General features: G+C 53.5%; 22 protein-coding genes, 2 tRNA genes and 1 riboswitch. Of the genes, 10 read left to right on the top strand and 14 right to left on the bottom strand.

From position 1 onward, the window contains the following. Window positions 1-22: 22 nt before the first annotated feature. Entirely contained in the window at window positions 23-751 is a 729-nt protein-coding gene (locus tag NFC81_RS11075) for a hypothetical protein (protein ID WP_304994548.1), read from the top strand. Between the two features lie 13 nt (window positions 752-764). Here NFC81_RS11075 and NFC81_RS11070 read toward each other — a convergent pair whose 3' ends face one another. After that, window positions 765-1,661: a DMT family transporter gene (locus tag NFC81_RS11070; RefSeq protein ID WP_304994547.1), complete on the bottom strand. Its 897-nt coding sequence runs from the start codon at window positions 1,659-1,661 to the stop codon at window positions 765-767. A 176-nt stretch (window positions 1,662-1,837) separates the two neighbouring features. Between NFC81_RS11070 and gdhA the strand changes: the two genes are divergently transcribed. Then, window positions 1,838-3,184: an NADP-specific glutamate dehydrogenase gene (gene gdhA / locus NFC81_RS11065; protein WP_304994546.1), complete on the top strand. Its 1,347-nt coding sequence runs from the start codon at window positions 1,838-1,840 to the stop codon at window positions 3,182-3,184. 54 nt (window positions 3,185-3,238) lie between these two features. Here the strand turns inward: gdhA and NFC81_RS11060 are convergent, their stop codons facing one another. The 7 genes from NFC81_RS11060 to siaB form a co-directional block, all read right to left on the bottom strand. Beyond that, a complete protein-coding gene (locus tag NFC81_RS11060) occupies window positions 3,239-4,105 on the bottom strand; it encodes an NAD(P)H-binding protein (protein WP_304994545.1) in 867 nt (288 codons plus the stop codon). Window positions 4,106-4,154: 49 nt separating this feature from the next. Beyond that, on the bottom strand, window positions 4,155-4,607 hold the full coding sequence (locus NFC81_RS11055) for a MarR family winged helix-turn-helix transcriptional regulator (RefSeq protein WP_304994544.1): 453 nt from the start codon (window positions 4,605-4,607) through the stop codon (window positions 4,155-4,157). Between the two features lie 32 nt (window positions 4,608-4,639). Then, window positions 4,640-5,281 carry an NAD(P)-binding oxidoreductase gene (locus NFC81_RS11050; protein ID WP_304994543.1) on the bottom strand — a complete coding sequence of 214 codons (642 nt, stop codon included), beginning with the start codon at window positions 5,279-5,281 and terminating at the stop codon, window positions 4,640-4,642. A gap of 100 nt (window positions 5,282-5,381) precedes the next feature. Continuing rightward, window positions 5,382-7,385 (bottom strand): biofilm regulation protein phosphatase SiaA, encoded by a 2,004-nt coding sequence (gene siaA, locus NFC81_RS11045; RefSeq protein ID WP_304994542.1) that lies wholly within the window; start codon window positions 7,383-7,385, stop codon window positions 5,382-5,384. A gap of 21 nt (window positions 7,386-7,406) precedes the next feature. Then, window positions 7,407-8,222, bottom strand: coding sequence for a biofilm regulation diguanylate cyclase SiaD (gene siaD / locus NFC81_RS11040; protein WP_304994541.1), 816 nt, complete (start codon window positions 8,220-8,222; stop codon window positions 7,407-7,409). 1 nt (window position 8,223) lies between these two features. After that, window positions 8,224-8,622 (bottom strand): biofilm regulation phosphoprotein SiaC, encoded by a 399-nt coding sequence (siaC, locus tag NFC81_RS11035; RefSeq protein ID WP_304994540.1) that lies wholly within the window; start codon window positions 8,620-8,622, stop codon window positions 8,224-8,226. Window positions 8,623-8,624: 2 nt separating this feature from the next. Continuing rightward, the gene (siaB, locus tag NFC81_RS11030) at window positions 8,625-9,167 is read right to left on the bottom strand and encodes a biofilm regulation protein kinase SiaB (RefSeq protein WP_304994539.1); all 543 of its coding nucleotides are present in this window, start codon (window positions 9,165-9,167) and stop codon (window positions 8,625-8,627) included. 202 nt (window positions 9,168-9,369) lie between these two features. Between siaB and NFC81_RS11025 the strand changes: the two genes are divergently transcribed. Together NFC81_RS11025 and NFC81_RS11020 are read left to right on the top strand one after the other, a co-directional pair. Beyond that, a complete protein-coding gene (locus NFC81_RS11025) occupies window positions 9,370-9,951 on the top strand; it encodes a YigZ family protein (RefSeq protein WP_304994538.1) in 582 nt (193 codons plus the stop codon). An 82-nt stretch (window positions 9,952-10,033) separates the two neighbouring features. After that, window positions 10,034-10,372, top strand: coding sequence for a carboxymuconolactone decarboxylase family protein (locus tag NFC81_RS11020; RefSeq protein ID WP_304994537.1), 339 nt, complete (start codon window positions 10,034-10,036; stop codon window positions 10,370-10,372). Between the two features lie 93 nt (window positions 10,373-10,465). Here the strand turns inward: NFC81_RS11020 and NFC81_RS11015 are convergent, their stop codons facing one another. The 3 genes from NFC81_RS11015 to NFC81_RS11005 all read right to left on the bottom strand — a co-directional run bounded on the left by NFC81_RS11015 (window position 10,466) and on the right by NFC81_RS11005 (window position 11,062). Beyond that, a complete protein-coding gene (locus NFC81_RS11015) occupies window positions 10,466-10,720 on the bottom strand; it encodes a DUF465 domain-containing protein (protein ID WP_304994536.1) in 255 nt (84 codons plus the stop codon). Between the two features lie 188 nt (window positions 10,721-10,908). Further along, window positions 10,909-10,984 (bottom strand) — tRNA-Gly (locus NFC81_RS11010). Between the two features lie 2 nt (window positions 10,985-10,986). After that, window positions 10,987-11,062 (bottom strand) — tRNA-Glu (locus NFC81_RS11005). Window positions 11,063-11,246: 184 nt separating this feature from the next. Here NFC81_RS11005 and NFC81_RS11000 point away from each other — a divergent pair. Together NFC81_RS11000 and NFC81_RS10995 are read left to right on the top strand one after the other, a co-directional pair. Then, on the top strand, window positions 11,247-12,179 hold the full coding sequence (locus tag NFC81_RS11000) for an AEC family transporter (protein WP_304994535.1): 933 nt from the start codon (window positions 11,247-11,249) through the stop codon (window positions 12,177-12,179). A 123-nt stretch (window positions 12,180-12,302) separates the two neighbouring features. After that, the gene (locus tag NFC81_RS10995; protein ID WP_304994534.1) at window positions 12,303-14,900 is read left to right on the top strand and encodes an EAL domain-containing protein; all 2,598 of its coding nucleotides are present in this window, start codon (window positions 12,303-12,305) and stop codon (window positions 14,898-14,900) included. Between the two features lie 18 nt (window positions 14,901-14,918). On the opposite strand, the gene NFC81_RS10990 is transcribed toward NFC81_RS10995, so the two are convergent. The 3 genes from NFC81_RS10990 to NFC81_RS10980 all read right to left on the bottom strand — a co-directional run bounded on the left by NFC81_RS10990 (window position 14,919) and on the right by NFC81_RS10980 (window position 17,777). Continuing rightward, window positions 14,919-15,542 (bottom strand): lysophospholipid acyltransferase family protein, encoded by a 624-nt coding sequence (locus tag NFC81_RS10990; protein ID WP_304994533.1) that lies wholly within the window; start codon window positions 15,540-15,542, stop codon window positions 14,919-14,921. A gap of 113 nt (window positions 15,543-15,655) precedes the next feature. Then, window positions 15,656-16,030: a YchJ family protein gene (locus NFC81_RS10985; protein ID WP_304994532.1), complete on the bottom strand. Its 375-nt coding sequence runs from the start codon at window positions 16,028-16,030 to the stop codon at window positions 15,656-15,658. A gap of 154 nt (window positions 16,031-16,184) precedes the next feature. Then, window positions 16,185-17,777, bottom strand: a complete 1,593-nt coding sequence (locus tag NFC81_RS10980; RefSeq protein WP_304994531.1) for an isocitrate lyase — start codon at window positions 17,775-17,777, stop codon at window positions 16,185-16,187. 394 nt (window positions 17,778-18,171) lie between these two features. Here NFC81_RS10980 and NFC81_RS10975 point away from each other — a divergent pair, with 394 nt between their 5' ends. The 4 genes from NFC81_RS10975 to NFC81_RS10960 all read left to right on the top strand — a co-directional run bounded on the left by NFC81_RS10975 (window position 18,172) and on the right by NFC81_RS10960 (window position 23,937). Then, a complete protein-coding gene (locus NFC81_RS10975) occupies window positions 18,172-19,293 on the top strand; it encodes a succinylglutamate desuccinylase/aspartoacylase family protein (protein ID WP_304994530.1) in 1,122 nt (373 codons plus the stop codon). Between the two features lie 88 nt (window positions 19,294-19,381). Then, window positions 19,382-19,554, top strand: a riboswitch (FMN riboswitch). A gap of 86 nt (window positions 19,555-19,640) precedes the next feature. Further along, a complete protein-coding gene (locus NFC81_RS10970; protein ID WP_304994529.1) occupies window positions 19,641-20,138 on the top strand; it encodes a 6,7-dimethyl-8-ribityllumazine synthase in 498 nt (165 codons plus the stop codon). 78 nt (window positions 20,139-20,216) lie between these two features. Beyond that, window positions 20,217-22,022, top strand: a complete 1,806-nt coding sequence (locus tag NFC81_RS10965) for a glycerophosphodiester phosphodiesterase family protein (protein WP_304994528.1) — start codon at window positions 20,217-20,219, stop codon at window positions 22,020-22,022. A gap of 178 nt (window positions 22,023-22,200) precedes the next feature. Then, window positions 22,201-23,937 carry a family 14 glycosylhydrolase gene (locus NFC81_RS10960; RefSeq protein ID WP_304994527.1) on the top strand — a complete coding sequence of 579 codons (1,737 nt, stop codon included), beginning with the start codon at window positions 22,201-22,203 and terminating at the stop codon, window positions 23,935-23,937. Window positions 23,938-24,014: the final 77 nt, after the last annotated feature.

The following is a 24,014-nucleotide window of genomic DNA, read 5'->3' as shown; positions in this document are numbered from 1 at the left end:
CATTCATTCGTTGGAGAACATCATGCGCAAGGAAATGTTGGCTCTTTTAATAGTGGTGTTGGCTCTCACCGCATGTGGTGATGATACGTCGACTACAGCACAATCAACCACCGTCGATCATTCGGACTACGATACCTTTTCTGCCCTGGAATACGGCAGTGCAGATGATGAAGAGTGGGTGGATGTCGACTGGAATCCCGATGTCCAATGCCCTCCTGCACTGGAGCCTTTGTTCCTGATGCTACCAGCAGTGAGTCAGTTCGAGGGGCAGCTGTTGTCGCGACAAAACTGCGGGGTCAATTTGGCGATTAAAGTGTATGGCAACGAACGCAGTGATTATGAAGGCGACGCAGCCCCGCTCATTATTTTTCAAGTGCATTCCTATACGACCCAATATACCGACTGGCCAGGAGTGTCGGTAGAAGTCCTACAGGAACATTTGAACATGCAACGCCAGGGGTTGGGGTATTGGGAGGAGAATCTTCGCGAAATGCTGCGCTGGGCCGCCGAGCCTGATATCTACACCGAACATCAGTTGGCTAGAATGCCGCGTGAACTGCTTTGGCACGGCAGTGTTCCGGGATGGTTGGATAATGGCAATAACTTCTGGGCTATGACGTTCTGGGCAACGCCCGACGTAACGGTTTCTATATCGCTGCTTGATTCCAACGAACCTGACATGACCACCGAGCGCGCATTGGAACGCTTCACGCCGCTGGCCAATGCGGTTAATTTCAACGCACTGCGTTAATGATACAGGCCGGTCAGGGTGTAACCGCACGGCGGCGTCGCGTCTGAGCAATAGCGATACCGGCGAAGATGGCGCCCAAAGCGATGAATTTTTGCAGCGCGGCGGGCTCACCCAGCAGCCAGACACCGGCGGTGAACGCTACCACCGGGATGATGTAATTAATCATCGACAAGAAACTGGGTCCGCGGCGTGCGACGATCAAAAAATACACCCAAGTCGCCAGCCCGGTAGACAGTACGCCCAATACCAACACAGAGGCCAGCGGCCCGGCATACACCGGGTTTTGCCAAGGCTGGTCAATCCACAGTGCGATAGGGGTCAGGATCACGCTGCCCGCAACCAGGGTGCCGGTCGCAGCTACCAAGACGTGAATGGCCGGAATACGCTTGGTAATGATGCTGTTCACGGCGTAACAGAGGGTAGCGGCCACAATGGCCAGTTGCGCTAACACTGCCATGCCGCCCAAGCCCGTCAGTGCTTCAGCGCCAACCAGCACCAACACGCCCACCAAGCCCAGAACAAAGCCCGCGGCTTTGCGCAGGGTGATACGCTCGTTAGCGACAAAGAAGTGCGCTAGAATCATCACACTGATGGGCATCAAAGCCATCAATATCCCGGCTAAACTGCTGGAAATATACAGCTCGCCCCAAGAAATCAGCGTAAACGGCACTATGTTACCGATCGCCGCCAAAGTGGCAAAACGCCGCCACCATGCGAGGTCGTTGGGTAACCGCAAGCCTTGCCAGCGCATGATCACATAGAGCGTCAGGGCACCGGTCACCAAGCGAATCGCTACCAGCGTCATGGGCGGAAAGCTCTGCAAGGCTACCGATATGAGGACAAAGGTAAACCCCCAAGCGAGCGACAAGCTCAGCAGCAGCGCCCAATCAAACCAGCGGTGTGTGGACAATGAAAGCCATCCTTAAAGAAGAAACAATACGCACATAAAGTGCACCAAGATTGAGCAAATATAGCATGGAATGGCCACATCTCTTTCGTACTCGCAAAGTATAAAGAGCGCAATCGCCTACTGCTTCTGTAAAGATTCAGCCACAATGTGGCAACCATTTCTAAGGAGAACGTTTCATGCCTGAAGCAACCCAGCGCATTTCCGAAATCTATCAGCAAGTCGTCGAGCGTAATCCTGGTGAAACGGATTTTCATCAAGCGGTCAAGGAGGTACTGGATACGCTGGCTCCGGTATTGCGGCAACACCCAAAATACGCTGAGCGCAAGATAATCGAGCGTATTTGTGAGCCTGAACGCCAAATCATCTTTCGCGTTCCCTGGCAGGACGACCAAGGCGAAGTGCACATCAATCGGGGCTTTCGTGTCGGTTTCAACAGCGCGCTTGGCCCGTACAAGGGCGGCCTGCGCTTTCACCCCAGCGTGTACCTCGACACCATCAAGTTCTTGGGCTTCGAGCAGATTTTCAAAAATGCTCTTACCGGCTTGCCGATTGGTGGCGGTAAAGGCGGCTCAGACTTTGACCCTAAAGGTAAGTCGGACGATGAGGTCATGCGTTTTTGCCAAAGTTACATGACTGAGTTGTACCGACACATCGGAGAACTGACCGATGTGCCAGCGGGCGATATTGGCGTCGGCGCGCGGGAAATAGGGTATCTGTTCGGACAGTACAAACGCATTACCAACCGTTATGAATCTGGCGTGTTCACCGGTAAAAACCCTTCGTGGGGTGGTTCATTGGTACGTCGAGAGGCCACCGGTTACGGTGTGGTCTTTTTCTTGGAAGAAATGCTGCAAGCGCGTGATAACAGCGTTTCAGGGAAGACTGCGGTGGTGTCCGGTTCGGGTAACGTGGCCATATACGCCATCGAAAAGTTACAGGGAATGGGAGCCAAGGTGGTGGCATGCTCGGACTCTGGTGGCGTTATCTACGACCCGGAGGGCCTGAACCTGGAGACTGTGAAACAGCTCAAAGAAGTAGAGCGCGCTCGCATATCCGCTTATGTAAAACACCATCCCCACGCTGAGTTTCGTGAAGGCGCGTCTATTTGGGACATCCCCTGTGATCTGGCATTGCCCTGCGCCACACAAAACGAGATTGACGAAGCAGCGGCGAAAAAACTGGTCGAGCAGGGGTGTATAGCGCTGTGTGAGGGCGCCAACATGCCCTGTACGCCGGAAGCCATGAAAGTGCTGGAAGCCGGCAAGTTGGCTTACGGGCCGGGTAAAGCTGCCAATGCGGGTGGCGTGGCGACATCGGCCTTGGAGATGCAGCAGAACGCCAGTCGAGATGCGTGGACATTCGAGCATACAGAAGAGCGGTTGCACGACATCATGCGCAATATTTTCCGAGACTGCCACAACGCAGCGGAAGAATATGGCGAACCAGGCAACTATGTCGTCGGCGCTAATATTGCCGGGTTTCGACGAGTCGCCGACGCCATGTTGGCGTTTGGCTTGATCTAACACACGCGAAAGCCAAGGATGGCAGGGTTGCGGACTGACCCGCGCGCTTGAAGCCTAAGACAAAAAGAAAGAGCGGTTATCCGCGATGAACTGATCAATACTGGTCGGTGCCCGCTGCATGATGGCCTCGAAGCGGTCACTGATCTGCGGTGGGCCTTGCAGAACCGGCAAAAAGTGCAGAACCAGCATCACCATCACCTTGTCACGGGGTTGCCCTTCGCGCCTTTTTAGAAAGTAGTACGTCAATGGGTTCACGCTCTTGTAGCGTATCTCGGCATGGGTCAGGTGGTTGATCCGTTGTACCACATCACCGAACGACAAGTTCTCACGCCCGGAAATGACCAACGGTTGGTTTTTATGCGAGTCGAAATGAGCAATGAGATACGCCGCCATGGCTCCGATGTCTTGCACGCTAACCCAATTAAATTGTGCCTGACGGGAAGGTAGGGTAATGGTTCTATGAGCCTTAATTTCCGCCAGCAGGGTGGTGGTCAGGTTTTCCATAAAGTAGCTGGGTCGTAGAAAAATATATTCCAGCCCGTGTTCTAAAATCAGCTTCTCTATTTTGCGGTGCGGAATGATGTTGGAGCGTTCGGCACCTTGCACCGATAGAAGCACCACCTTGGCGATACCCATGTCTTTGATTTTTTGGATCAAGGGCGCAAAGTAGCGCGGGATGTCGGCAATATGCGGTGGCCGAAGCAAGAACACCAGATCAATACCTTGCAACGCCGTATCGAAGGTTTCGGCTTTTTCAAAGTCGAAAAGGCGACATTCCAAGCCCTCGAGCACTGGAAAATGGGCTTTATCGTGCGCCATGTCACGCACACCGGCCACCACTTCAATCGACGACTGATCGGCCAGTGCCTTAAGTAACGCTAGGCCGACATTGCCTGTCGCGCCGGTAATCAATACTTTCATGTTGTATCCTATGGCCGACGGTACGGTCGGCGTGGCTTATGATGCTTCCTTATGATGAATCCGTCGGCTTGAAACCAGCGAAGGGTTGGCACACCTTGGCCAGTAGCCCGGTTAGCTGCTGCCACTCCGCATCGGACAGCGGCGCCTTTAACTCCTCCATCCAGGCTTGTGCGTGTGCAATCACTTCGCGTCGCGCACTGATGCCTTTGGGCGTTAAGCAAACCAGCCATTGTCGGCCGTCGGCGGGGCTTTTATTGCGTTCCAAATAGCCTTCGTTGCTCAAGGCGGTCAGCGCGCGTGTTACATTGGATTTATCGACTGACAAGCGCTGCGCCAAGGCATCTTGGTGTATGCACTCCGACTCCTGCAGTGCCAATAAATACACTTGCTGGCCGGGGCCAATAGACAAAGGCGCCAACACCTTACTGAAGTGGCCTTGAGCTAAGCGATTGAGCAGCCAGAGGTGATACCCGAACGCACTGTCCCTTCTGTCGTTTTGCATCTGTCTTCCTCCGGCTAGATAAACTTAAATTATCAATAGCTTACCATTGGCGACCCGTTACGCCATGCATCGTCGGTCAGGGTGTCGACCATGAAGCGGCCTAAGTCCTCCCGGCTGATGCCACGCGGTTTAGGGGGTTGATACGACGCCGTCAGATTGCCCTGCGCAGGCCCATTGGCCAAAATGGGCGGGCGTACTACGGTGTAGTCGAGCCCTGAGTTGACCAAGTGATGATAGGCCCGTTCACTGGATTCCAGCACATGGCGCGCCGTCAGTTTCATAATCAGGCGAATGATCTTGCGGCCGAAGTCGGGTGCGTCGCGCTCGTCCATTACCGCGGCGCCCAGCAACCAAACGAAGCGCTTCACCCCAAGCTGCTTGGCGGCGGCGGTGACGTTCTCTGCGGCAAGAAAGGGCAGATCAGGGTGTCCACCTTTAACCGGGCCTGCAGCGAAGATAAAGCCTTCGCAGTCGGCTAGGGTTTGCGCAACGGCTGTAGCGTCCAATAAGTCGCCCTTCACCCACTGCAAACGCTCGGGATAGGCTTTCGTTAACGCTGTATCCCCCTTGGCCGGGTCGCGTACCAAGGCTTTAACCTCATAACCTTTTTCCAATGCGGCGCGAACAACGTGGTTGCCCGTTTGGCCAGAGCCGCCAAAGACTGCAATTTTCATAGAACTACCTCACTTGAGTATTATAGTTGCGTACGCAACTATAATACTCAAGTGAGGGCTAACTGCAAGCACAGTTCAAAATTTCGTCAGCATGGGTTGTTTAGGGTGGGGTGGTGAGCAGTCGAACGCCCAGCACGCAGATATCATCGCGCTGCGGGTAGTCACCTTGGTAAGCAGACAAGGAGTCGAGAATCGCGGAGCCCTGCTCATTGAGCGGCAAGTGAGCGTGCTGCACAATGATGTCGGTGAAACCGCTGGAGCCCATGCCATAGCCCAGTTCACCGCCGGCTTGGTCAAGGTAACCATCGGACGTTAAATAGAAGGTTGTTTGGCCAGAGATCGGAATTTCGGTGTTGGCATAGTCGCCCGGCTTGCGCGCCACTAAGGCCCGGCGTGCGCCTTTTATTTCCTCCACGCCTTGTGCGCTTTTCATGTACAGATGAATTTTGGCCCCGGCGTAACGCGCCACATTCTGCTGCGCGTTCAGATAGAGCAACCCTGCATCCATATTGGTGGCTAAAGCGCGCGGCAGATCCAGATCCTGCAACATGTTGCGTAAAATTTTATCGGTATCATGAAGGATGGCGGCCGGGTCGTGCAGGCCGTCATCACGCACGGCTTGGTCAAAGGCCGCGCGGGCCAACATGGTCATTAAGGCGCCCGGTACGCCGTGTCCGGCGCAGTCGACCAAGCCCACAAGGCAGGCATCCGCATCGCCGTGGAAGAAATAGAAGTCACCACCGACCACATCCCGGGGCTGCCAAACCACGAACTGTTGCTCGCCCAATGCAGCATTCAATTTGGCAAAGGGTAAAATGGCTTGCTGAATCAAACTGGCGTAATCAATGGAGTCATTGACCATTTTATTGAACTGGGCAATCTCACGGTTGCTGTTTTCCAGCGCTTGCGTGCGTTGCTGCACGCGCTCTTCCAGTTCGGTGGTGTGGTCCTGTACCCGCTTCACCATGGCGCCAAACGCTCGGCTGAGATCGCCAATTTCATCGTTTCTGGTTTTAGGTAAGGCCACTTGGTAGTTGCCTTGGGTGATTTGGGTAGCTGACGCTTGCAGGTGGCTTAGGGGGCGAATCAACAAGCGCTCCACAGCCACGGCAATAACAACCAGCAACAGCGCCAACATGATCCCAAAGCCAATTACGATGCTCAACCACCATGAGCCACCAATGGTTTGTGCGACACTGAGGTCAACGGCGGTGACCAAATACCAGCTCAGCTCGGGCATATAGGCAATGGCTAATAACTGTGGGCGGCCACTTAACTCAACAGGAATGAGCTCTACACTGTCGTGTTGACGACTGACACTGAGCGCGCTTTCCAGTGTCGACCGTGCGGCATCGGTTGATAACATGGCTTGCAGAGTGTTATTGCCGGTATCCAAGCCCACCGAGCTGCCAAAGGCAATGTATTCTGGGTTGGGGTGCGCTTGCACGAAACCTTGTTGGTCAATGATCATGGGCGTCACCCCAGGCTCATTGGTCGCAATGAACTCGCGCAGGAATTCGGTCACTTCCAGCCCGGTACCGGCCAAGCCAAGTAACTCGCCATTGTGCAGAACAGGTAGATTCAGCCACACCCGAGTGGTGCCAAGCTGAACATCCGGGTTAACGTTGATGTTGTAATCGCCAATGTCTCGCAACAGGTTAAAAAACCATGCGTCGTTTGAGTCTTCGGGGTTCAGTTGATAGCGTGGTTGCTCACTGTACTCGGCCTCCGGGTCGTTGAAATAATAATTGCCCGACTGTGCGCTGATGGCAAAGTACGTCTGGCCACGAAAGACCGACGCATAGCCTTCTGCTTCGCGAAAGAAAGCAGCGCGTTTGTCGGCATCCTCTTCGTCTTGCAGCCAAGATAAGAGCAACTGAGTGGAGGCCAGACGCTCCGACAGGACCAGGTCCATTAAAATAGGGGCTTGAATGCGTTGCCGGCTGAGGTCGGTCAGGTTGCGTGCGTAGGCTTGGCCAAAGTATTCCTGCACTGAAGAAACCACGTGCGAGCCAATGATGGTGGCCGGTACCAGAGCGATCAAGCTGGCCAGTAGTAAGGCCAGCATGGCCTTGCTGCGTAATCCTATTGCCCAGCGATTCATAATATCCCCTGCAATAGTGCTTTATCTGATGCTGGCGGCACTGCGATCTCTGCCTTGCCCTTTGGCATCGTACAGCGCTTGGTCAGCACGTTTAATGGTGTCTTCATAGTGCTCCTGAGCTTGATGCTCGGCCACGCCGGCACTGAGGGTCAGGGAGCTTAAAGCCTTTGTGGTGCCGCCAATGGTTTGGCCGACGTCAATATTGCGCACGGCGTCGAGTACCCGTATTGCCACCGACTGCGCTTCGTCCAACGACATGTGCTGTAAAAAAACCAAAAATTCTTCACCGCCCCATCGAGCGCAGGCATCGTAGTCACGCAGGCATTGTTGAATGGCTGCCGCTACCGCGATTAAAACGCGATCCCCTGCATCATGGCCGTATTGGTCATTGATGGTTTTGAAGTGATCGATATCTAACATGAGGAGCGTGAAACCTTCCTCCTCCCGCTCTTCGCGAGCGACCTGCTCGCGGAGGCGCTCAATCATATAGCGTCGATTAGGTAATCCTGTTAGCGGGTCGTGCAGGGCGGCTTGTTTGAGGCTGTCGTTGAGCTCGACCATGGTGCGTTGGTAGAGATCGGAAATGTGTGCAATCTTCTCTAGCCGACGCAGCTGCTTGCGGTATTGTTCATGCAGTGACAGGTTCTCGGAGTGAGTTAGATCACCAAACCCATCAGATATGCGCAGCAATTTGTCGAGACGGCTCTGCTGGCGCTTATGTACATACAGCAATTGCGCCGTGATGGCCTTCCAGTCGGTGCCCGGCGGGTTTTTAGTCAGCAGAGCCTGAATCTCTTCGATGAGGGTGGCTTCGTCAAGCTCTGATGGCAGGGACATGCTAGGCCTCAGGGTTAATATTAAAAGTAAATGTACAATCTTCCTTAAACTCTTCCACCATTTCCACCACACGCTCGTTGCGTGGATCATAAGACCAGTTAACTGCAACCTGCTTGCCTTCCTGATGGGCTGCTTCTAGCAAGTCAAACAAGTCCATCATGGCTTTGACGCTGCTGGTGTTCATATAAACAATGTGCAGTTCTAAGCGTAAAGGGCGACCGTCATGCGCTAAAAATTGCTCCACCCAATCGAGCACCGGGCCAAAAAATTCAAAGGAATTCTCCGGGTAAGAGTCCCCACGCATGGTCATGATGCCCTGCGCAAAATCGGTTTGAATCTCAGGCGTCGCTTGAGTTGCTGCGATATTTAGCCCAGTTGATAAAATCTCGTTGATCGTCATTACTACACCACCGCCAACAAACTAAAAAATGCTTTTCCATCGGGCGTCTCCACTAGATGACACCGTAAGGGTTCTGTACTTTTGCGCGCCACGTCCAGCAACCCCAAGCCAGCACCGGATGAGTCTTGATGGTCACGCGGCGCCCTTAACTGCTTTTTATAAGCCGCTTTCAGCTCCGCCTTATCCATCGCAGCAAGCGCCTGAACATGCTCCAAAAGCGCCGCGCCATCGGCTCGTTCAATCACATTGCCTGCTAAAACACTGTATTGTGCGTCGCCATGGCGAGCGACTACCACCGTAGCGGAACCTTGCAAATCCGCGTAGCTCTTAGCCATGGAGTAATGGCGGATGTTCTGCGTTAACTCGATGTAGATACTAAATACATCGGTGGAAACGGAAGGTCCCACTTGGTCTTCCGTCAAATAATTACGCAGCGCGGTACCGATTTCTTCAATCAAACTGCGCGATATGGGCCCGTTAAAACACAACAGAATCTGTTTTTCATTGAATTCCTGTCGGATCGACAGCAGCTGTTGCAAGAGCATAGAGCAGCCTCAGTTTGTGAAATGTCCGAATTTCATCGCAGCTTTACTTAAACGCTGTGAATTATATTAGCAGCGTACATTGATTAGAAAAAGGAATTCACTGAACAGTGGGTGGGTTTTTCTTCATGACAACGCCATCGCACTTGTTATCTATCCAACGACTGTACAGAATCGACCACTTTATTTAGCAGAGTATTGAGGTATGAAACTCCCTGCTGCTCGGCACGTTCAGGAACTCATCGTCCAAAAAAGCCGATTCATCGGTGTTTTAGATCGGGTACGTGACCGAGAAGAACTAATAGCACTGGTCGATGACTGCCGTGTGGATTACCCCAACGCGCGCCACTATTGCTTCGCATTCAATGCGGGTGAAGCCGGTAGCAGTCGGTTGGTCGGGCACAGCGATGATGGTGAACCGCACGGTACAGCGGGTCAGCCAATGCTCAACGTATTGATGCATGCCGACGTTGGCGAAGTGGGTATTGTCGTTGTGCGGTATTTCGGCGGCATAAAGCTCGGTAAGGGTGGGCTGGCCAGAGCCTATGCGGATACCGTTAAAGCCGTATTGGACGCCGCACCCGTTGCAGAAGTTGTACCGATACTAGAGATACCTCTGACACTGAGTTACGCGCAAGCGGCCCGAGTCATGAATTGGGTTGAGAGCAACCAGGTGGAGGTGGTTGACCAGCAGTTTGCCGGCAACGTGGCGGTCACCCTGCGCGTACCAGAGCAGAAGGTGAGTGAATTGACGGATGTGCTGCAACAGATGGGTGTTTTCCTTTAAGAACTGTCCATCTAATGACCTGAATCAAGGGGGAATGATCGCGGCAGGGTATATTAGGGTTGTCTTTAAAAGAGGGTAGCTCATGTCCATACTGAAGAAAGTCCAAGACCTTACACCCCACCTCATTACGCTGCGCAAAGAGCGTACCGAAACGTACGATGCGTTCCAGTCAGTCGGTAAAGCCGCCTATAAGGATGGCGAGATTGACCACTTGACTAAAGAACTGATCGCTACAGCCATTGCCATCAGCGTCAATTGCGAGCCTTGTATTGGGTATCATGTAAAGTCACTGGTTAAGCTTGGTGTCACACGGGGCGCTTTTATGGATATGTTGGAGGTAGTGATTCAAATGGGTGGCGGGCCCGGACTGATGAAAGCCGGTGAAGCGCTTGCCGTCTACGAAGAGTTGACCGCGTCATAGAGCGGAAGAGCACGGCGTCATCCGCCTAAACAAGAAAGCAGCCAAAAGGCTGCTCTCTTGTTTAGGCGGTAACTAACCTCAGCCTATTTGTATCTAAAGTGCTTCGGAAGCCGCTTTTTGCAGCATGTGGTACAGCTCGTCTTTTAAATGAACGCGACGCTGCTTGGCGTCCTCTTCTTCTGTGGTTTTCACCGGAGTGACCTCGTTCTCCATGTTCTCAATCTGACGCGTCAGCTCATGGTATTCGTCAAACAGCTTGCGGAAATGGGCATTGCTCATTTTCAAAACGTGTATTTCATCTTTGAATTCAGGCAGGTCATTTACTAGGGTGTGGTGTTCAACAGCCATGGTGTCTTCCTTCTATTGGAGTAATTTAGCAATCAAACGAATGCCAATGCATCCATAGTAAACCTATGAGATAGACGGGGAGTGACATAGATCAGGGTTTGATGTTCGAGAGCTGTTCGATATGCTGTATTGAGTCTCGTTGACCGCAAACAAAAAAAGCAGCCATAAGGCTGCTTTTTTTGTGAATCTGGAGCGGGAAACGAGACTCGAACTCGCGACCCCGACCTTGGCAAGGTCGTGCTCTACCAACTGAGCTATTCCCGCAATGGCGTCCCCTAGGGGACTCGAACCCCTGTTACCGCCGTGAAAGGGCGGTGTCCTAGGCCACTAGACGAAGGGGACGCAAACCTTCGTGTGTAACTCCGTTTGGAGTGGCGCGTATATTACCAATCCTTTTTTTGAATGCAACACCTTTTTATTAAAAATCAACGAATTAGGCAGTTTTCTTGTGGAGGCGAGATGCTTTGCGTTGTTGAGGGGCTGCGGTAAGATCACTGGATCAACTCTCGCTGGAAAACAAGCGCTCATGTGGCCACTGATTAATGCACTAGGACCGGTTTTCTTGGTCATACTCTTGGGGGTCGCACTGCGGCGCTTGGCGTTCCCTACCTTTGATTTTTGGCCTCAGTTAGAGCGTCTGGTTTATTTTGTGCTGTTTCCCGCCATGCTGGTCAGTGAACTGGCAACCGCAGACTTCAGCGGCCTTGCGGTTTCGCGGGTATTGCTGGCGGTGCTGGGTATGCTGGCGGTTATGACTGTGGTCACCATCGTGCTCAAGCCGGTGGTCAGTAAAAGCGGGACGCAGTTCACATCGGTGTTTCAAGGCGGTATGCGCTTCAACTCGTTCATTGTGCTGGCGGTGGCCTCGGAGCTGTTTGGCAGTTCCGGTTTGGCGCTGGCGGCGGTGATCATGGCGTTGATGATTCCGCTGCTGAATGTGCTGTGTGTGTCGGTGTTTGCATTTTATGCCGGAGATGAACGGGCGAGTGTTTTATCAACCGTAGCCGCTATTGGTAAAAACCCGCTGATTCTGGGCTGTGTGGCGGGCATTGTGTTGAATGTGACGGGCATTGGTTTGCCGGGTTGGAGCCGGTTAACGGTAGAGATTCTGGCACGTTCTGCATTGCCGCTGGGATTGTTGGCGGTGGGTGTGGCGTTGAACCTTGATGCCTTGCGTGCGGGAAAGATGCCGTTGGTGTACGCCAGTCTGCTGAAGTTTGTGGCAATGCCTTTGGTGGCTATCGGGTTCAGTGTATTGCTGGGTTTAAGCGTGCAGGAGCAAAGCGTGCTGTTGCTGTTTGCGGCTATGCCGACGGCAACATCAGCCTACATCTTGGCGCGTCAGTTAGGTGGCGACGCGCCTTTAATGGCAGCGATCATCACCGCACAAACGCTGTTGGCGATGCTTGTGTTGCCCGTCATACTGTTTTTGAATCAAATGTTATTTGGCGGAGCCTAAGCGAATACTAGAGGCGCCTTTGATGCAGGTCACTAAAGCCACGTCATCTTAGTTTCTATTTGTCTAATATGAAGGCAGAATGTAAGGGATAGGTCAGGATTGCATTAAACCATGAGGTGTCGCATGGCTAATTCCCGAACCCCTAACATGCGTTCTCTGTCGCTGCAGGATGAAGCGCAGTACCGAAGTTTCTTCGACGAGGTACGGCAGTCTAAGGCGTTGCGACGCGTATTAATCTTTCTCGCGGTGTTAGGTTTGGTGACTTTTGTACCTGCCTGGTTGGGCTTAACAACGCCCGCACTGCCTGTTTCTACCTACTTGCCACTTCATACCGCGTTGGAATTTTCCGCCATTGCCATCGCAGTCATCATTTTTACAGTTGGTTGGTCACAAACAAGTGTCGCACCAACATTGCGTTTGGTAGTCGTTGCCACTGCTTTTTTTGCCGTCGCGCTGCTCGATTTCTCTCATACAATGTCGTATGCCGGTATGCCTGATTATTTCACGCCCAATTCGGCAGAGAAGGCGATCAATTTTTGGTTAGCTGCTCGAATGGTACTGGCCGTGGCGTTGTTACTGATTGTTTTGCCCTTCAGTGACCGCGTGGTGCGTCAAGGGGCCTTCTTTACTGTACTAGGGCTATCGTTTTTGTACATCGTCAGTATGCATGTTTGGTTTCTGGTGTTTCCCAGCACCGTCCCCCGTACCTTTATACAAGAACAGGGGCTGACGCCGTTTAAGGTCTCTGTCGAGTACTTAGTGATCGTATTGCATCTATGTGCAGCCTGCTTAGTAACAGTGCGCTATCACTCGCTGCGGGGGTTCCAGCCTGCATTATTATTCGGCGCTTTGGTGCAGCTGGCGTTTAGTGAATTCTTTTTCACTCTGTACGGTAATCCTTATGATCTCTACAACTTAATGGGCCACGTACTGAAGATTACGGGATACGCTTTTTTATTCCGCAGCTTCTTTTACGAAGCGGTCACCGAACCCTACAGGCAGCTGATGCGCTCACAGCGACAATTGAAGGATTCACTCGCAGACCAGCATCTTTCGGCCATTGCGTTTCATACGCGCGAGGCCATTATGATTACTGATGCCGGTCATCAAATCGTGCGCGTGAATGCTGCATTTACTGACATTACGGGCTACACGGAAAAAGAGGTCTTGGGGTGTAATCCTAAGATTCTGAGTTCAGGCAAGCATGATGAGACGTTTTACCGAGAGCTGTGGCGTTGCATACAAACCTTTGGTACTTGGTCGGGAGAGATTTGGAATAAACGGAAAAATGGAGAAGTTTTTGCCGAGCACGCAGTTATTAATGCGGTTTATGATCCGGTGGGTGAGATTACCCACTATATTGCCAGCTTTAGCGATGTGACGGATCGGGTGCAGGCTCAGGAGCAGGTGCATCGTTTAGCATTTTACGACCCACTGACCGGGTTGGCGAACAGGCGCCTGATGATTGAGCATATTTTGACGGCGCAAGCCGATGCGGAGCGTTTGGGTAATTATTCTGCACTGTTGTTCATGGATCTAGATTTCTTTAAAAAGCTGAATGACACGCTGGGGCATTCAAAAGGGGATTCATTGCTGCAGCAATTTGCCGGGCGACTGAAAAGTCATTTGAGGTCGACAGACACACTCGCACGCCAGGGTGGTGATGAGTTCATTTTGTTGGTTCGAAACCTAGGTACGGACAAAGCAACGGCAGCGCTGCATATAGAGCAGCTGGGTGAAAAGATTCTCGAGACAGTGCGCCAACCCTTCCAGCTCGGTCAGCAAACCTATGGTATTACAGTCAGTGTTGGCGCAATGATATTTGGTAAAGAACATCATACAGTCGATGACTTATTATCCTCGGCTGATTTGGCTATGTACCAGTCTAAGGAGCAAGGACGCAATCGCTTGCATTTCTTTGAACCGGAAATGCAGGAGCACTTGACCAAGCGCACAGCGTTGGAGTTCGACCTCTCGGTGGCGCTGACTAAGGAGAACGAGCTAGAACTTTTTTTCCAGCCCAAGGTTGATACTCTTGGAGTGGTGCAGGGGTATGAGGCCTTGATACGCTGGAATCACCCCGAGCAAGGTTTATTGCAGCCTGGCGATTTTATTGAACTGTCGGAATCTACAGGCCAGATCGTCGCGCTTGGGCGCTGGGTAGTGCAGCAGGTAGTGTCCATGCAATTGCACAATTTAACGACTGGTATGCGCATGGTGCCCATTGCAATCAATGTGAGTCCTCGCGAGTTTTTGGAGCCTGACTATGCCGATTGGCTGATTGAGCAACTGGCGTCGACGTCCGTTGATCCCCGGTGGATAGAGTTGGAGATTACCGAGTCGGCGCTGCAGGGTAATCTGTCGATTGTCCAAGAGCGTTTGGAATCGTTGCATCGTGCCGGGTTTTTAATCGCTATGGATGACTTTGGTACCGGTTATTCATCGTTATCGTATTTGCAGCATTTACCATTGAGCGTATTGAAGATAGATCAGTCCTTTGTGGCTCACGTAGTGGATCGTGCGTCCGATCGCGCCATTGTAAAAGCCATCATTGCATTGGCTAAGGCGCTCGACATGAAAGTGGTGGCCGAGGGCGTGGAAGACTCGGCACAGTCCTCAGAGCTGGTGAGGCAAGGTTGTGATCTCTTTCAAGGTTTTTTCTGGTCTAAACCAGTGCCATGGGCAGAGGCTGCACGTTTAGCAGAGCAACCTCCGCGTTGATTCATAACCACTACCTCGTCATACACTGTTCCGACGGGTTAGGTATTTTTCCTTAACCGGCGCTGACAGCTTGCTTGGGTGTTTGGGTGTGACGTTGGCAAACAGCGAATAGAATGACTCAAAATCCGCATCAATGTCACCGCTCGGCATGACCACCGCCGGGTAGGTGATTTCTTTCTTTCCATAGTCAGCGGTTGCCACAACGATAGGCACTTCGGCTTGTAACGCAATGTGGTAAAAGCCGGTTTTCCACTTCGGTGCGTTGCTGCGGGTGCCTTCCGGTGTCACCACCATGATCATTCGGTCACGTTGTTTAATTTGCGCGACCGCTTGCTCGACCACTCCCGAGTTCTGTTGCCGGTTGATTGGAATGGCGCCAAAGCGCCGCATCAGTGGCCCCAATGGCCAAAAGAACAGGTTGGCTTTGATCATGATGTTGACCTGTAATCCCAACGCTGCTCCGCCGACCAAGCCCAGTAAGCCATCCCAATTTGACGTGTGCGGCCCACCGACCACCACCGCTTTATTAACGTCGGGGAAGGGGGCAATGTGCCAGCCCAATACTCGCAAAAGCAGGCGACAAGCGGACTGAGTTACAGATGTTGCGGGGTGACTGTAGCGCGCCTGGTTATTATTGTTCATGGCGATGCCTCCTATAATGCACTGTCGCATTATAGGAGTTAGTTCCAGCTCACTTATAGGTGCCTAGGCGACAGTGTCTTTTAACCGGCAGGAAAGTATGTGGTTTTCTCGGCTCAGAGTATCTCGCCGTCCACGTAATACCAGCGGCCATGTTCACGCACAAAATTCGACCGTTCTTCCAAGCAACCCATAGCCCCACCTTCCTGATAGTGTGCTTTGAAATGCACGGTGCCCGTGTGGTCGGTCATCGCGGCGGCCAAAACTTCCAGCTTTAGCCATTGTGGGTTGTCAGTCAGCGTTAGGTCTGATGGACGCGTGCTGTTGTGCCAGCTGTCTTTGAGGTATGAGGTCAGGCCAAGTACGAACGCACTGTAACGCGAGCGCATGAGTATTTCCGGGGTGGGTGCAGCGGTACCCTTGTGGAAGGGGCGACAGCAGCGTCGATAGGTTTGTCCGCTACCGCAGGGGCACAGTTGTATGCTGGTCATGGCTTTGAATCGGTTAGTCGTTGTCGCGCAGTATAACCCAAGCCAAGGCACATAAAAAAACGGCGCCCGATCACTCGGACGCCGCAAGGGGCATAGTTGATAGCGTGTAGTTGATAGGAGAGCAGGTCAGGCCTGCTCCAATCTCGCAGGTTTTCTAGCCGAACTGGTTCATCGTGTTGTCTTTACCACCTGCCTTCAACGCCGCTTCACCAGCGAAGAACTCTTTGTGGTCGTCACCGATGTTTGAACCGGCCATGTCTTGGTGCTTAACGGTCGCGATACCTTGGCGCAGTTCTTCACGCTGCACACCTTTCACGTAAGCCAGCATACCTTCTTCGCCAAAGTAGCCTTTGGCCAGGTTGTCGGTAGACAAAGCAGCCGTGTGGTACGTCGGCAGAGTGATCAGGTGGTGGAAGATACCGGCTTCACGGGCAGAATCGCGCTGGAAGTTGGCAGTCCACTCGTCGGCGGTTTTACCCAGCTCGGTGTCGTCGTACTTCACGTTCATCAGGTCGGCACGGTCGTAGGCAGAAACGTCTTTGCCTTCGGCTTGCATGGCGTCGAACACTTGCTGACGGAAGTTCAGCGTCCAGTTGAACGATGGACTGTTGTTGTACACCAGCTTGGCATCAGGCACGACTTCTTTAATGCGATTAACCATGCCAGCGATCTGACCAACGTGTGGCTTTTCAGTTTCGATCCACAGCAGGTCGGCACCGTTTTGCAGGCTGGCGATGCAGTCCATGACTACGCGGTCTTCACCGGAACCGGCTTTGAACTGGAACAAACCAGAAGCCAAACGCTTCGGCTTGATCAGCTTGCCGTTTTGCTTGATCACCACGTCGCCGTTGTTGATGTCGGCAGCGCTAGAGATCTCTTCGCCATCGATGAAGCTGTTGTACTGGTCGCCCAAGTCGCCTGGCTCATTGGTTACGGCGATTTGCTTGGTCAGGCCAGCACCCAAGGAGTCGGTACGGGCTACGATGACGCCGTCGTCCACACCCAATTCCAAGAAGGCCAGACGTACTGCGTTGATCTTCGCCAAAAAGTCAGCGTGTGGAACAGTCACTTTGCCGTCTTGGTGGCCGCACTGCTTCTCGTCAGATACTTGGTTTTCGATCTGGATGCAGCACGCACCGGCTTCGATCATTTTCTTCGACAGCAGGTAAGTCGCTTCAGCGTTACCAAAACCGGCGTCGATGTCGGCAATAATAGGTACGATGTGCGTTTCGTGGTTGTCGATTTTCTGCTCAATGCTGCGCGCTTTCACTTGGTCGCCTGCTTCGTTAGCGGCTTCCAGTTCACGGAACAGGTGGTTCAGTTCCCAAGCATCGGCTTGGCGCAAGAAGGTGTACAGCTCTTCGATCAAGGCCGGTACAGAAGTCTTTTCATGCATGGACTGGTCAGGCAGAGGGCCAAACTCAGAACGCAGAGCGGCAACCATCCAGCCAGACAGGTACAGGTAGCTGCGCTTGGTGGTTTGGAAATGCTTCTTGATAGAAATCATTTTCTGTTGGCCGATGAAACCGTGCCAGCAACCCAAAGACTGAGTGTACTTGGACGTGTCTTTGTCGTACGCGGCCATGTCTTCACGCATTATCTTCGCTGTATACTTGGCGATATCCAGTCCAGTTTGGAATTTGTTCTGGGCGCGCATGCGAGCCGCATGCTCGGGCTTGATGGCATTCCACGTTGGGTTCTGCTTCAAAACAGAGGCGACTGAGTCGATGTCGTTACGGTATGTCATGTGATTTACCTTCTAGTTATGTTTAAAGTCCGTCGCGGCGGTGCTGGGTGCTCAGCGGCGATCCGTCGATGGGCTTAATCTATGCGCTATGAGGGGTATAGCGAAAATTTATATGCCGTATTTTCGGCATTCGTTTCGTGAATGGTCAGCAACCATGCGGCTTTGCGCGGCTTTTGCGCGAAATGGGCCAGCATGGCAGCCCCTGATTCCAAATAGCACTGTATGGCTAAATGGCGCTAGTTGTGTCGATTAGGAACGAAGATGCTCAATTCCGAAGGGATAGTCATACTATAGTTCAACAGTGCGCACTTATCCGTAAAGTGACACCTACCCAACAGCTCAGTAAACTCCCGTTTTGCCAAATTGATGAGTGAAACATGATGAGGAACGGACTATGAGCGTTCGTCGTATCCCTTTGACCGCCCCGGCACCGGGACATGAACGCTACCTAACGGTGCATGAATTCGGTGCGGGCGAGCACATTGCTTATATTCAGGCCGGGCTGCATGCCGATGAATGGCCGGGCCTGCTGGTAGTGCAACATCTGTTGCAGAAACTGGCGGAGTTGGAGCAAGCGGGCAAAATTCACCAAACCATCCGGGTTGTGCCTTACGCCAATCCACTGGGGATGAATCAGCGCGTATTTGGTGTGTTTCCTGGTCGCTACGACCTGGTTACCGGGCAGAACTTTAACCGTGGCATGGCGTTGTCGGCTGAAGAACTGGTGGCCCGCGTAACCCCGCAATTGACCGACGATGCTGCAGCCAACGATCAGCTCGTGCGCGCTGCGTTGCGTGCGCTGGTGAGCGAGAAGACGACTGAATATGAAGTGCATGCTCTGCACAAAGCCTTGTTGACTGAGTCGATTGACGCGACGGTGATGCTGGATCTGCATTGCGACTTTGGTGCCATGCCCTATCTGTTTTACGGCAAACACCAAGTAGAGCAGGGGCAAGCCTTGGCACACTGCTTGGGCTTTCCCTTGAGTCTGGAAGAAGATGTGCGGGGCACGGTTGCCTTCGACGGTACCCACACACAGCCTTGGGTGGTATTGGGTGATAAGACCTCGGCGCCCTTTGCGCGCCCTTGTTTCGCGGCCACCTTAGAGTTGCGTGGCGTGCAGGACGTGAACGATGCGTTGGCTAAGCGAGATGCGGAAGGTCTGTTGGCCTTCCTGGAGCACCAAGGTTTTGTGTCAGACAGTGGGGCAGAGCCGCAGCCGATGGCCGGTACGCCCGAGCGCTTCGATGTTGAGCAGGTCAAACTGGTGCAGAGCACGGCCAACGGCATTCTGGTGCATCATAAACCGCTGGGCAGCCGCGTACGCCAAGGTGAACATTTTGCCGACATCGTTTTGTTGGATCGTGAAACGCCGCAGCGCGTTGCCGTTGAAGCGCCCGTCAGCGGACTGCTGTTCAACCTGAGTCATGCCTATATGGTGCATCCGGGTGTCACACTGGCCATGATCGCCAGTGACGAGGCCGTTGGCGAGCCGGGCGCGCAGCTTTGTATGTAGATGCTCCCTATAGGCGGACTCTATAGGCGTGTTAGGTTGTAATCGTGTGGCATTGTTTTAGAATGCCTCCGCCGGACGACAAGTCCGGCAGCGTTCTCAGGGCGGGGCGAAATTCCCCACCGGCGGTATCTGTGCCCAGTCCGAAAGGCTGCTAGACACAGGAGCCCGCGAGCGCCTTAGTCTCCTTAGGGAAACTGAGGGTCAGCAGATCTGGTGCGATGCCAGAGCCGACGGTTACAGTCCGGATGAAAGAGATCGCGACGTGCATGATCAGGCATCCCCGTGGGTGTCTGTCTGTGTTTTCGCGTGCCCTGATTCTGGTCAATTATCCCTTAATGAGGAAACCCATGAATCAGTTTCAGAATACCCCGTCGACACCGCATAATGCGTCCAACTCCACCGGTCGTATTGCGGTCATATCCGCCTCGTGGCATGCTGATATCGTCGGCCAAGCGCGGCAGTCCTTAGTGGAAACGCTTGATCAATCCGCTGTATCGCTTGCCGTTGACGAGTTTGCTGTGCCCGGTGCGTTTGAGATACCACTGCACGCCAAACGCTTGGCCGAAACCGGTCGCTACGATGCGATTGTTGCGCTAGGCTTGGTGGTAAATGGCGGTATTTATCGTCACGACTTTGTCGCTACCGCCGTGATCGACGGCCTGATGCGCGTGCAGCTCGACACCGATGTGCCGGTGTTTTCTGTGGTGCTGACCCCGCATGATTTCCATGGTCATGAAGAGCATGTGAAGTTTTATCGCGAGCATTTCGTGAAGAAAGGGCAGGAAGCGGCGCACGCGGTGGTGCAAACCTTAAAAGGTTTGGAAACCATCACCGAGTTGTCGTAGGGCAGGCGTTCACACCTGCCGGCGTGTGGTGCGGAGGCTTTTCTGTAACGGGCATACCCGCAAACAAACAGGACTCGAATGATTCAAACACGTCGCCTAGCACAATCCATTCTCGCCAGCATTCGCTACCATTGGCGGCCATTGCTGGCGTTTCATGTGTACTTTGCTCTGTTGACGCTGAGCACCCTGGCCCCATTCTCTGCCTGGCTCCTGAGCGGACTGGTGCGCCTCAGTGGCGCCACCATGCTCGGCAACGAAGACATGGTGCGCTTTCTAATTACACCGGCTGGCCTGCTATGGGTGTTGGTCTCTGGCACCTTGGCGGCGGTGTTCTTTTTTCTGCAACACGCCGGGATGATGCTGATTGCTTCGCCCCGCGCTAACGGGCATTACCATTCGGCGGCCTCTGCGCTGTGGCTGTTGGCACGCCGACTCCCCAAGTTACTGCCGCTCGCCAGCTTACAAGTGGCTGTACATTCACTGTTAGCCTTGCCTTGGTTGGTGCTCTTAGTGTTGGCCTTTCAATGGCAACTCGGCGGTTATGACATCTATTACGTGATCAAAGGCCGCCCCACCGAGCTGTGGTGGTTTTTTGCCATGGCCATACCGCTGTTGTTGATCATGCTGGCCCTCAACAGCGGGCTGTACTTTCGTTGGATTCTGGCCTTGCCCGTCATGTTGTTGGAAGGCCGCTCGCCGTGGGCCTCATTGCAGCGCAGCAATACACTCACACAGGGTTCGCGCTGGCAGGTAGCGGTGCGTGTCTTGTCGGTCGCTGGGTTGGTGGCCCTAATGCCGTTATTGTTGTCGGTCAGTTTTGATGCACTCGGCCGTGGCGTATTACTCGCCGTACCAGAACGCTATGCGCTGCTCATTCCTATTCTGCTTACACTCATCGTCAGCTACGTTGTTTTGGGTGCCTTGCTGGTCATCTTTGGCGTGAGTATCAACAGTATGCTCATCCTCAAACTGTACAAGCTTAGCTGCGGTAAGACCTTTGTCGTCTCTGACGCGACCGAACCACGCCGTGTAGGCATGCTGACTTGGGGGGTTGAAGCGGTGTTGGTGGCGCTGGCGTTAGGGCAGTTGGCCTATGCGGTGCAGGCCTTCAAACCGCAGGACACCGCGCTGAACATTGCGCATCGCGGCAGCTCATGGTTGGCCCCGGAAAACAGTTTGGCGGCCATCGAGCGCGCCATTGCAGATGGCGCGGACTACATTGAGCTGGACGTGCGGGCCACCGCAGATGGTGTGCTGGTGTTGCTGCACGACCGCGACTTATTGCGCGTTGCCGGTGACCGTCGGGCCATCTGGGAAGTGCCTTACGCCGAGTTGGCGGCGATGGATGCCGGGAGCTGGTTTGCACCAGAATTTCGTGGTGAACCCGTTCCAACCCTGGCCGCAGCCATTGAGTTAATCGGCGATCGAGCCCAACTCTATTTAGAAATAAAGCCCGCCCCGCAAATGCCCAATTTAACACGCGATGTGGTGGCAGAGCTGCAAGCCTTGGATTACGTTGATCGAACCATTTTGGCCGCTTTGAGCCCCAGCATACTGCATGAAGCAAAGCGCTTAGAGCCGGGCCTGCGCACCAGCTTGCTGGTTCACAGTGCCATTGGCGTGCAAGCCGGACAGCCGTTCGACATTCTGGCCCTGCGCGACGCCACGGTAACGCCATCGCGCTTGCGTGAGATGCGACGAGACGGGCAGGCGTTGCATGTCTGGACGCTGAACGACGCCCGCTCGATGTCTCGCTTTCTCGATATGGGGGTGGACGGCATCATCACCGACCGCCCGGAAGTGTTGGCCGAAGTTCTGGCGGAACGCGCCACCTTATCAGACGCCGAGCGTCTGGTGCTGCGCCTGCGGCACTGGGTTTGGTGATTGAGAGCTGCAGCGCGCGCTCTGGCGGTGTTTTTAATTGATGCAACACAGCTCATCTCAACAAAGGGAGTAGAATTTCCTCCCCCAAAATACGCCCCCCTCAACCTTGTGCGGCAGGATCGTATTCGTACTCTTACCTGTGTAGTGATAAAAACAATAACACTCTAAGGTGCACATCATGCTCAAGTTCAAAAGTTTGGTCGCGGCGACCGCCGTGGTCTTTGCTTCGGCCAGTTGGGCCGACCTGGCGCAAACCACCAACGCCATGGCACCGCTGGAACTGACCAGCCAAAGCCAGTGGAACGACTTTCAGTGGCAGCTCGGTGAAGCGGCCAGCTATGGCCTCGACGGCATCTCGGTTGATGTTTGGTGGGGAAAGGTTGAAGCAGCAGGCGACAACCAGTTTGACTGGTCTTATTACGACCAGATCTTCAGTACCATCATCAATGCCGGGCTAAAAATTGTGCCCATTATGTCGTTTCACCAGTGCGGTGGTAACGTCGGTGACGACTGCAATATCCCCATTCCTGGTTGGTTCTGGAGCCATGCGGCCAACCAAAATCCGGGCATCAGTGAAAACGACCTGCGCTACCGTAGTGAACTGGGCAACTACTCCTACGAAACCGTATCGCTGTGGGCCGACGACTTCGTGCTCGACCAGTACGTTGAGTTCATGGCGGCGTTCGAAGACCGCTACGCCCACTTGGCCGACCATATCATTGAGCTGAACATCAGCATGGGCCCAGCCGGTGAATTGCGTTATCCGTCCTACAATCAGCACGACGGTGCTTCGCCCCTGGCGCACTACCCGAATCGCGGTACTTTGCAGGCGTACGGCAATTTGGCGGTCGCCGACTTCCGTAACTGGGCACAAGGCCGATACGGCAACCTGACCACACTAAACAATGCTTGGGGCACTAGTCTGACCAGCTGGGGACAAATCAACCCACCGTCGAATGCCAGCTTCTTCTTTGATAATCAGGACCACCTGTACACCCAGTACGGCCGCGATTTCATTCGCTGGTACCACGAATCATTGACTCAGCACGGTACGCGCATGATCGACGCTGCACTGCAAGGATTCAATGGCCCGTTGTCCGACATCGAGTTGGGTATGAAAATCCCTGGTATTCACTGGCAGATTGGCAACCCAAGCGACAGCATGCGCCGAGTGCCAGAAATCACCGCCGGTCTGATTCCAACCGACATCAATATCAATATCCCCGCAACTGGGCACGGCTATAACAGCATGATCAGCACCACGCAAACCGGGAGTGATCCGAGCCGTAACGTCGTACTGCATTTCACTGCCTTGGAAATGAACAATCAGGACTATGATGGCGGCTCCTTGGCTTATTCGCGGGCGCAAGACTTGGTATTTTGGGTGGGTGATGCCGCCGGTGCATTGGGCGTCGACTTGAAAGGTGAAAATGCCTTAGCGGGTGGAGTTCAGACCGATACAGGTTGGGACAACATTGAAAACGCCTTTACATGGACGAGCTACAACGGCTTAACCGTATTGCGCCTGTCCAATGTGACCGCCAACAATACCGGCCGCAACCGTTACGCGCAGTTCATCCAAAACTTTAAAGCGCCTTCAACGGGTGGTGGTGCATCCGCTTCTTTCACCTGCAACAACGGGTCTACTTACTGGGGCCAGAGCGTCTATGTGGTGGGTAACATCACAGAAGTAGGCAGCTGGAGTCCAGCCAATGGCGTGCAGATGGGAGCGGCCAACTACCCAACCTGGCAGGTTACTGTGAACGGTTTGCCGGAAAACACGCAGATTGAATGGAAGTGTGTGAAGCGCGAAGAAGCAAACCCGACCGCTGGTATTCAGTGGCAAGGTGGTGCGAACAATGTGGTCACCACCGGTGGTAGTGGCTCCATGGTAACCAGCACCGGCGGATTCTGATAGCTGTTCGAGAAAACTCCACCCCGTAAACTTCAACTGGCCGATTGTCTAAATCGGCCTTTTTTATGCCTCGTAAT

Source organism: Salinispirillum sp. LH 10-3-1 (assembly GCF_030643825.1).
In the GTDB taxonomy this organism is placed as follows: domain Bacteria; phylum Pseudomonadota; class Gammaproteobacteria; order Pseudomonadales; family Natronospirillaceae; genus Salinispirillum.
Note: the sequence above shows the minus strand (reverse complement) of the source record. Positions and strands in the feature narration are given on the sequence as shown.

Coding starts and splice junctions, on each gene's coding strand:
- NFC81_RS11075 (WP_304994548.1), top strand. CDS start 23: ATGCGCAAGGAAATGTTGGCTCTTTTAATAGTGGTGTTGGCTCTCACC.
- siaB (WP_304994539.1), bottom strand. CDS start 9,167: ATGCTCTTGCAACAGCTGCTGTCGATCCGACAGGAATTCAATGAAAAA.
- siaC (WP_304994540.1), bottom strand. CDS start 8,622: ATGACGATCAACGAGATTTTATCAACTGGGCTAAATATCGCAGCAACT.
- gdhA (WP_304994546.1), top strand. CDS start 1,838: ATGCCTGAAGCAACCCAGCGCATTTCCGAAATCTATCAGCAAGTCGTC.
- siaA (WP_304994542.1), bottom strand. CDS start 7,385: ATGAATCGCTGGGCAATAGGATTACGCAGCAAGGCCATGCTGGCCTTA.
- NFC81_RS10985 (WP_304994532.1), bottom strand. CDS start 16,030: ATGACCAGCATACAACTGTGCCCCTGCGGTAGCGGACAAACCTATCGA.
- NFC81_RS11055 (WP_304994544.1), bottom strand. CDS start 4,607: ATGCAAAACGACAGAAGGGACAGTGCGTTCGGGTATCACCTCTGGCTG.
- NFC81_RS11015 (WP_304994536.1), bottom strand. CDS start 10,720: ATGGCTGTTGAACACCACACCCTAGTAAATGACCTGCCTGAATTCAAA.
- NFC81_RS11025 (WP_304994538.1), top strand. CDS start 9,370: ATGAAACTCCCTGCTGCTCGGCACGTTCAGGAACTCATCGTCCAAAAA.
- NFC81_RS10970 (WP_304994529.1), top strand. CDS start 19,641: ATGAATCAGTTTCAGAATACCCCGTCGACACCGCATAATGCGTCCAAC.
- siaD (WP_304994541.1), bottom strand. CDS start 8,222: ATGTCCCTGCCATCAGAGCTTGACGAAGCCACCCTCATCGAAGAGATT.
- NFC81_RS11020 (WP_304994537.1), top strand. CDS start 10,034: ATGTCCATACTGAAGAAAGTCCAAGACCTTACACCCCACCTCATTACG.
- NFC81_RS10990 (WP_304994533.1), bottom strand. CDS start 15,542: ATGAACAATAATAACCAGGCGCGCTACAGTCACCCCGCAACATCTGTA.
- NFC81_RS11050 (WP_304994543.1), bottom strand. CDS start 5,281: ATGAAAATTGCAGTCTTTGGCGGCTCTGGCCAAACGGGCAACCACGTT.
- NFC81_RS10965 (WP_304994528.1), top strand. CDS start 20,217: ATGATTCAAACACGTCGCCTAGCACAATCCATTCTCGCCAGCATTCGC.
- NFC81_RS10960 (WP_304994527.1), top strand. CDS start 22,201: ATGCTCAAGTTCAAAAGTTTGGTCGCGGCGACCGCCGTGGTCTTTGCT.
- NFC81_RS11000 (WP_304994535.1), top strand. CDS start 11,247: ATGTGGCCACTGATTAATGCACTAGGACCGGTTTTCTTGGTCATACTC.
- NFC81_RS10995 (WP_304994534.1), top strand. CDS start 12,303: ATGGCTAATTCCCGAACCCCTAACATGCGTTCTCTGTCGCTGCAGGAT.
- NFC81_RS10980 (WP_304994531.1), bottom strand. CDS start 17,777: ATGACATACCGTAACGACATCGACTCAGTCGCCTCTGTTTTGAAGCAG.
- NFC81_RS10975 (WP_304994530.1), top strand. CDS start 18,172: ATGAGCGTTCGTCGTATCCCTTTGACCGCCCCGGCACCGGGACATGAA.
- NFC81_RS11060 (WP_304994545.1), bottom strand. CDS start 4,105: ATGAAAGTATTGATTACCGGCGCGACAGGCAATGTCGGCCTAGCGTTA.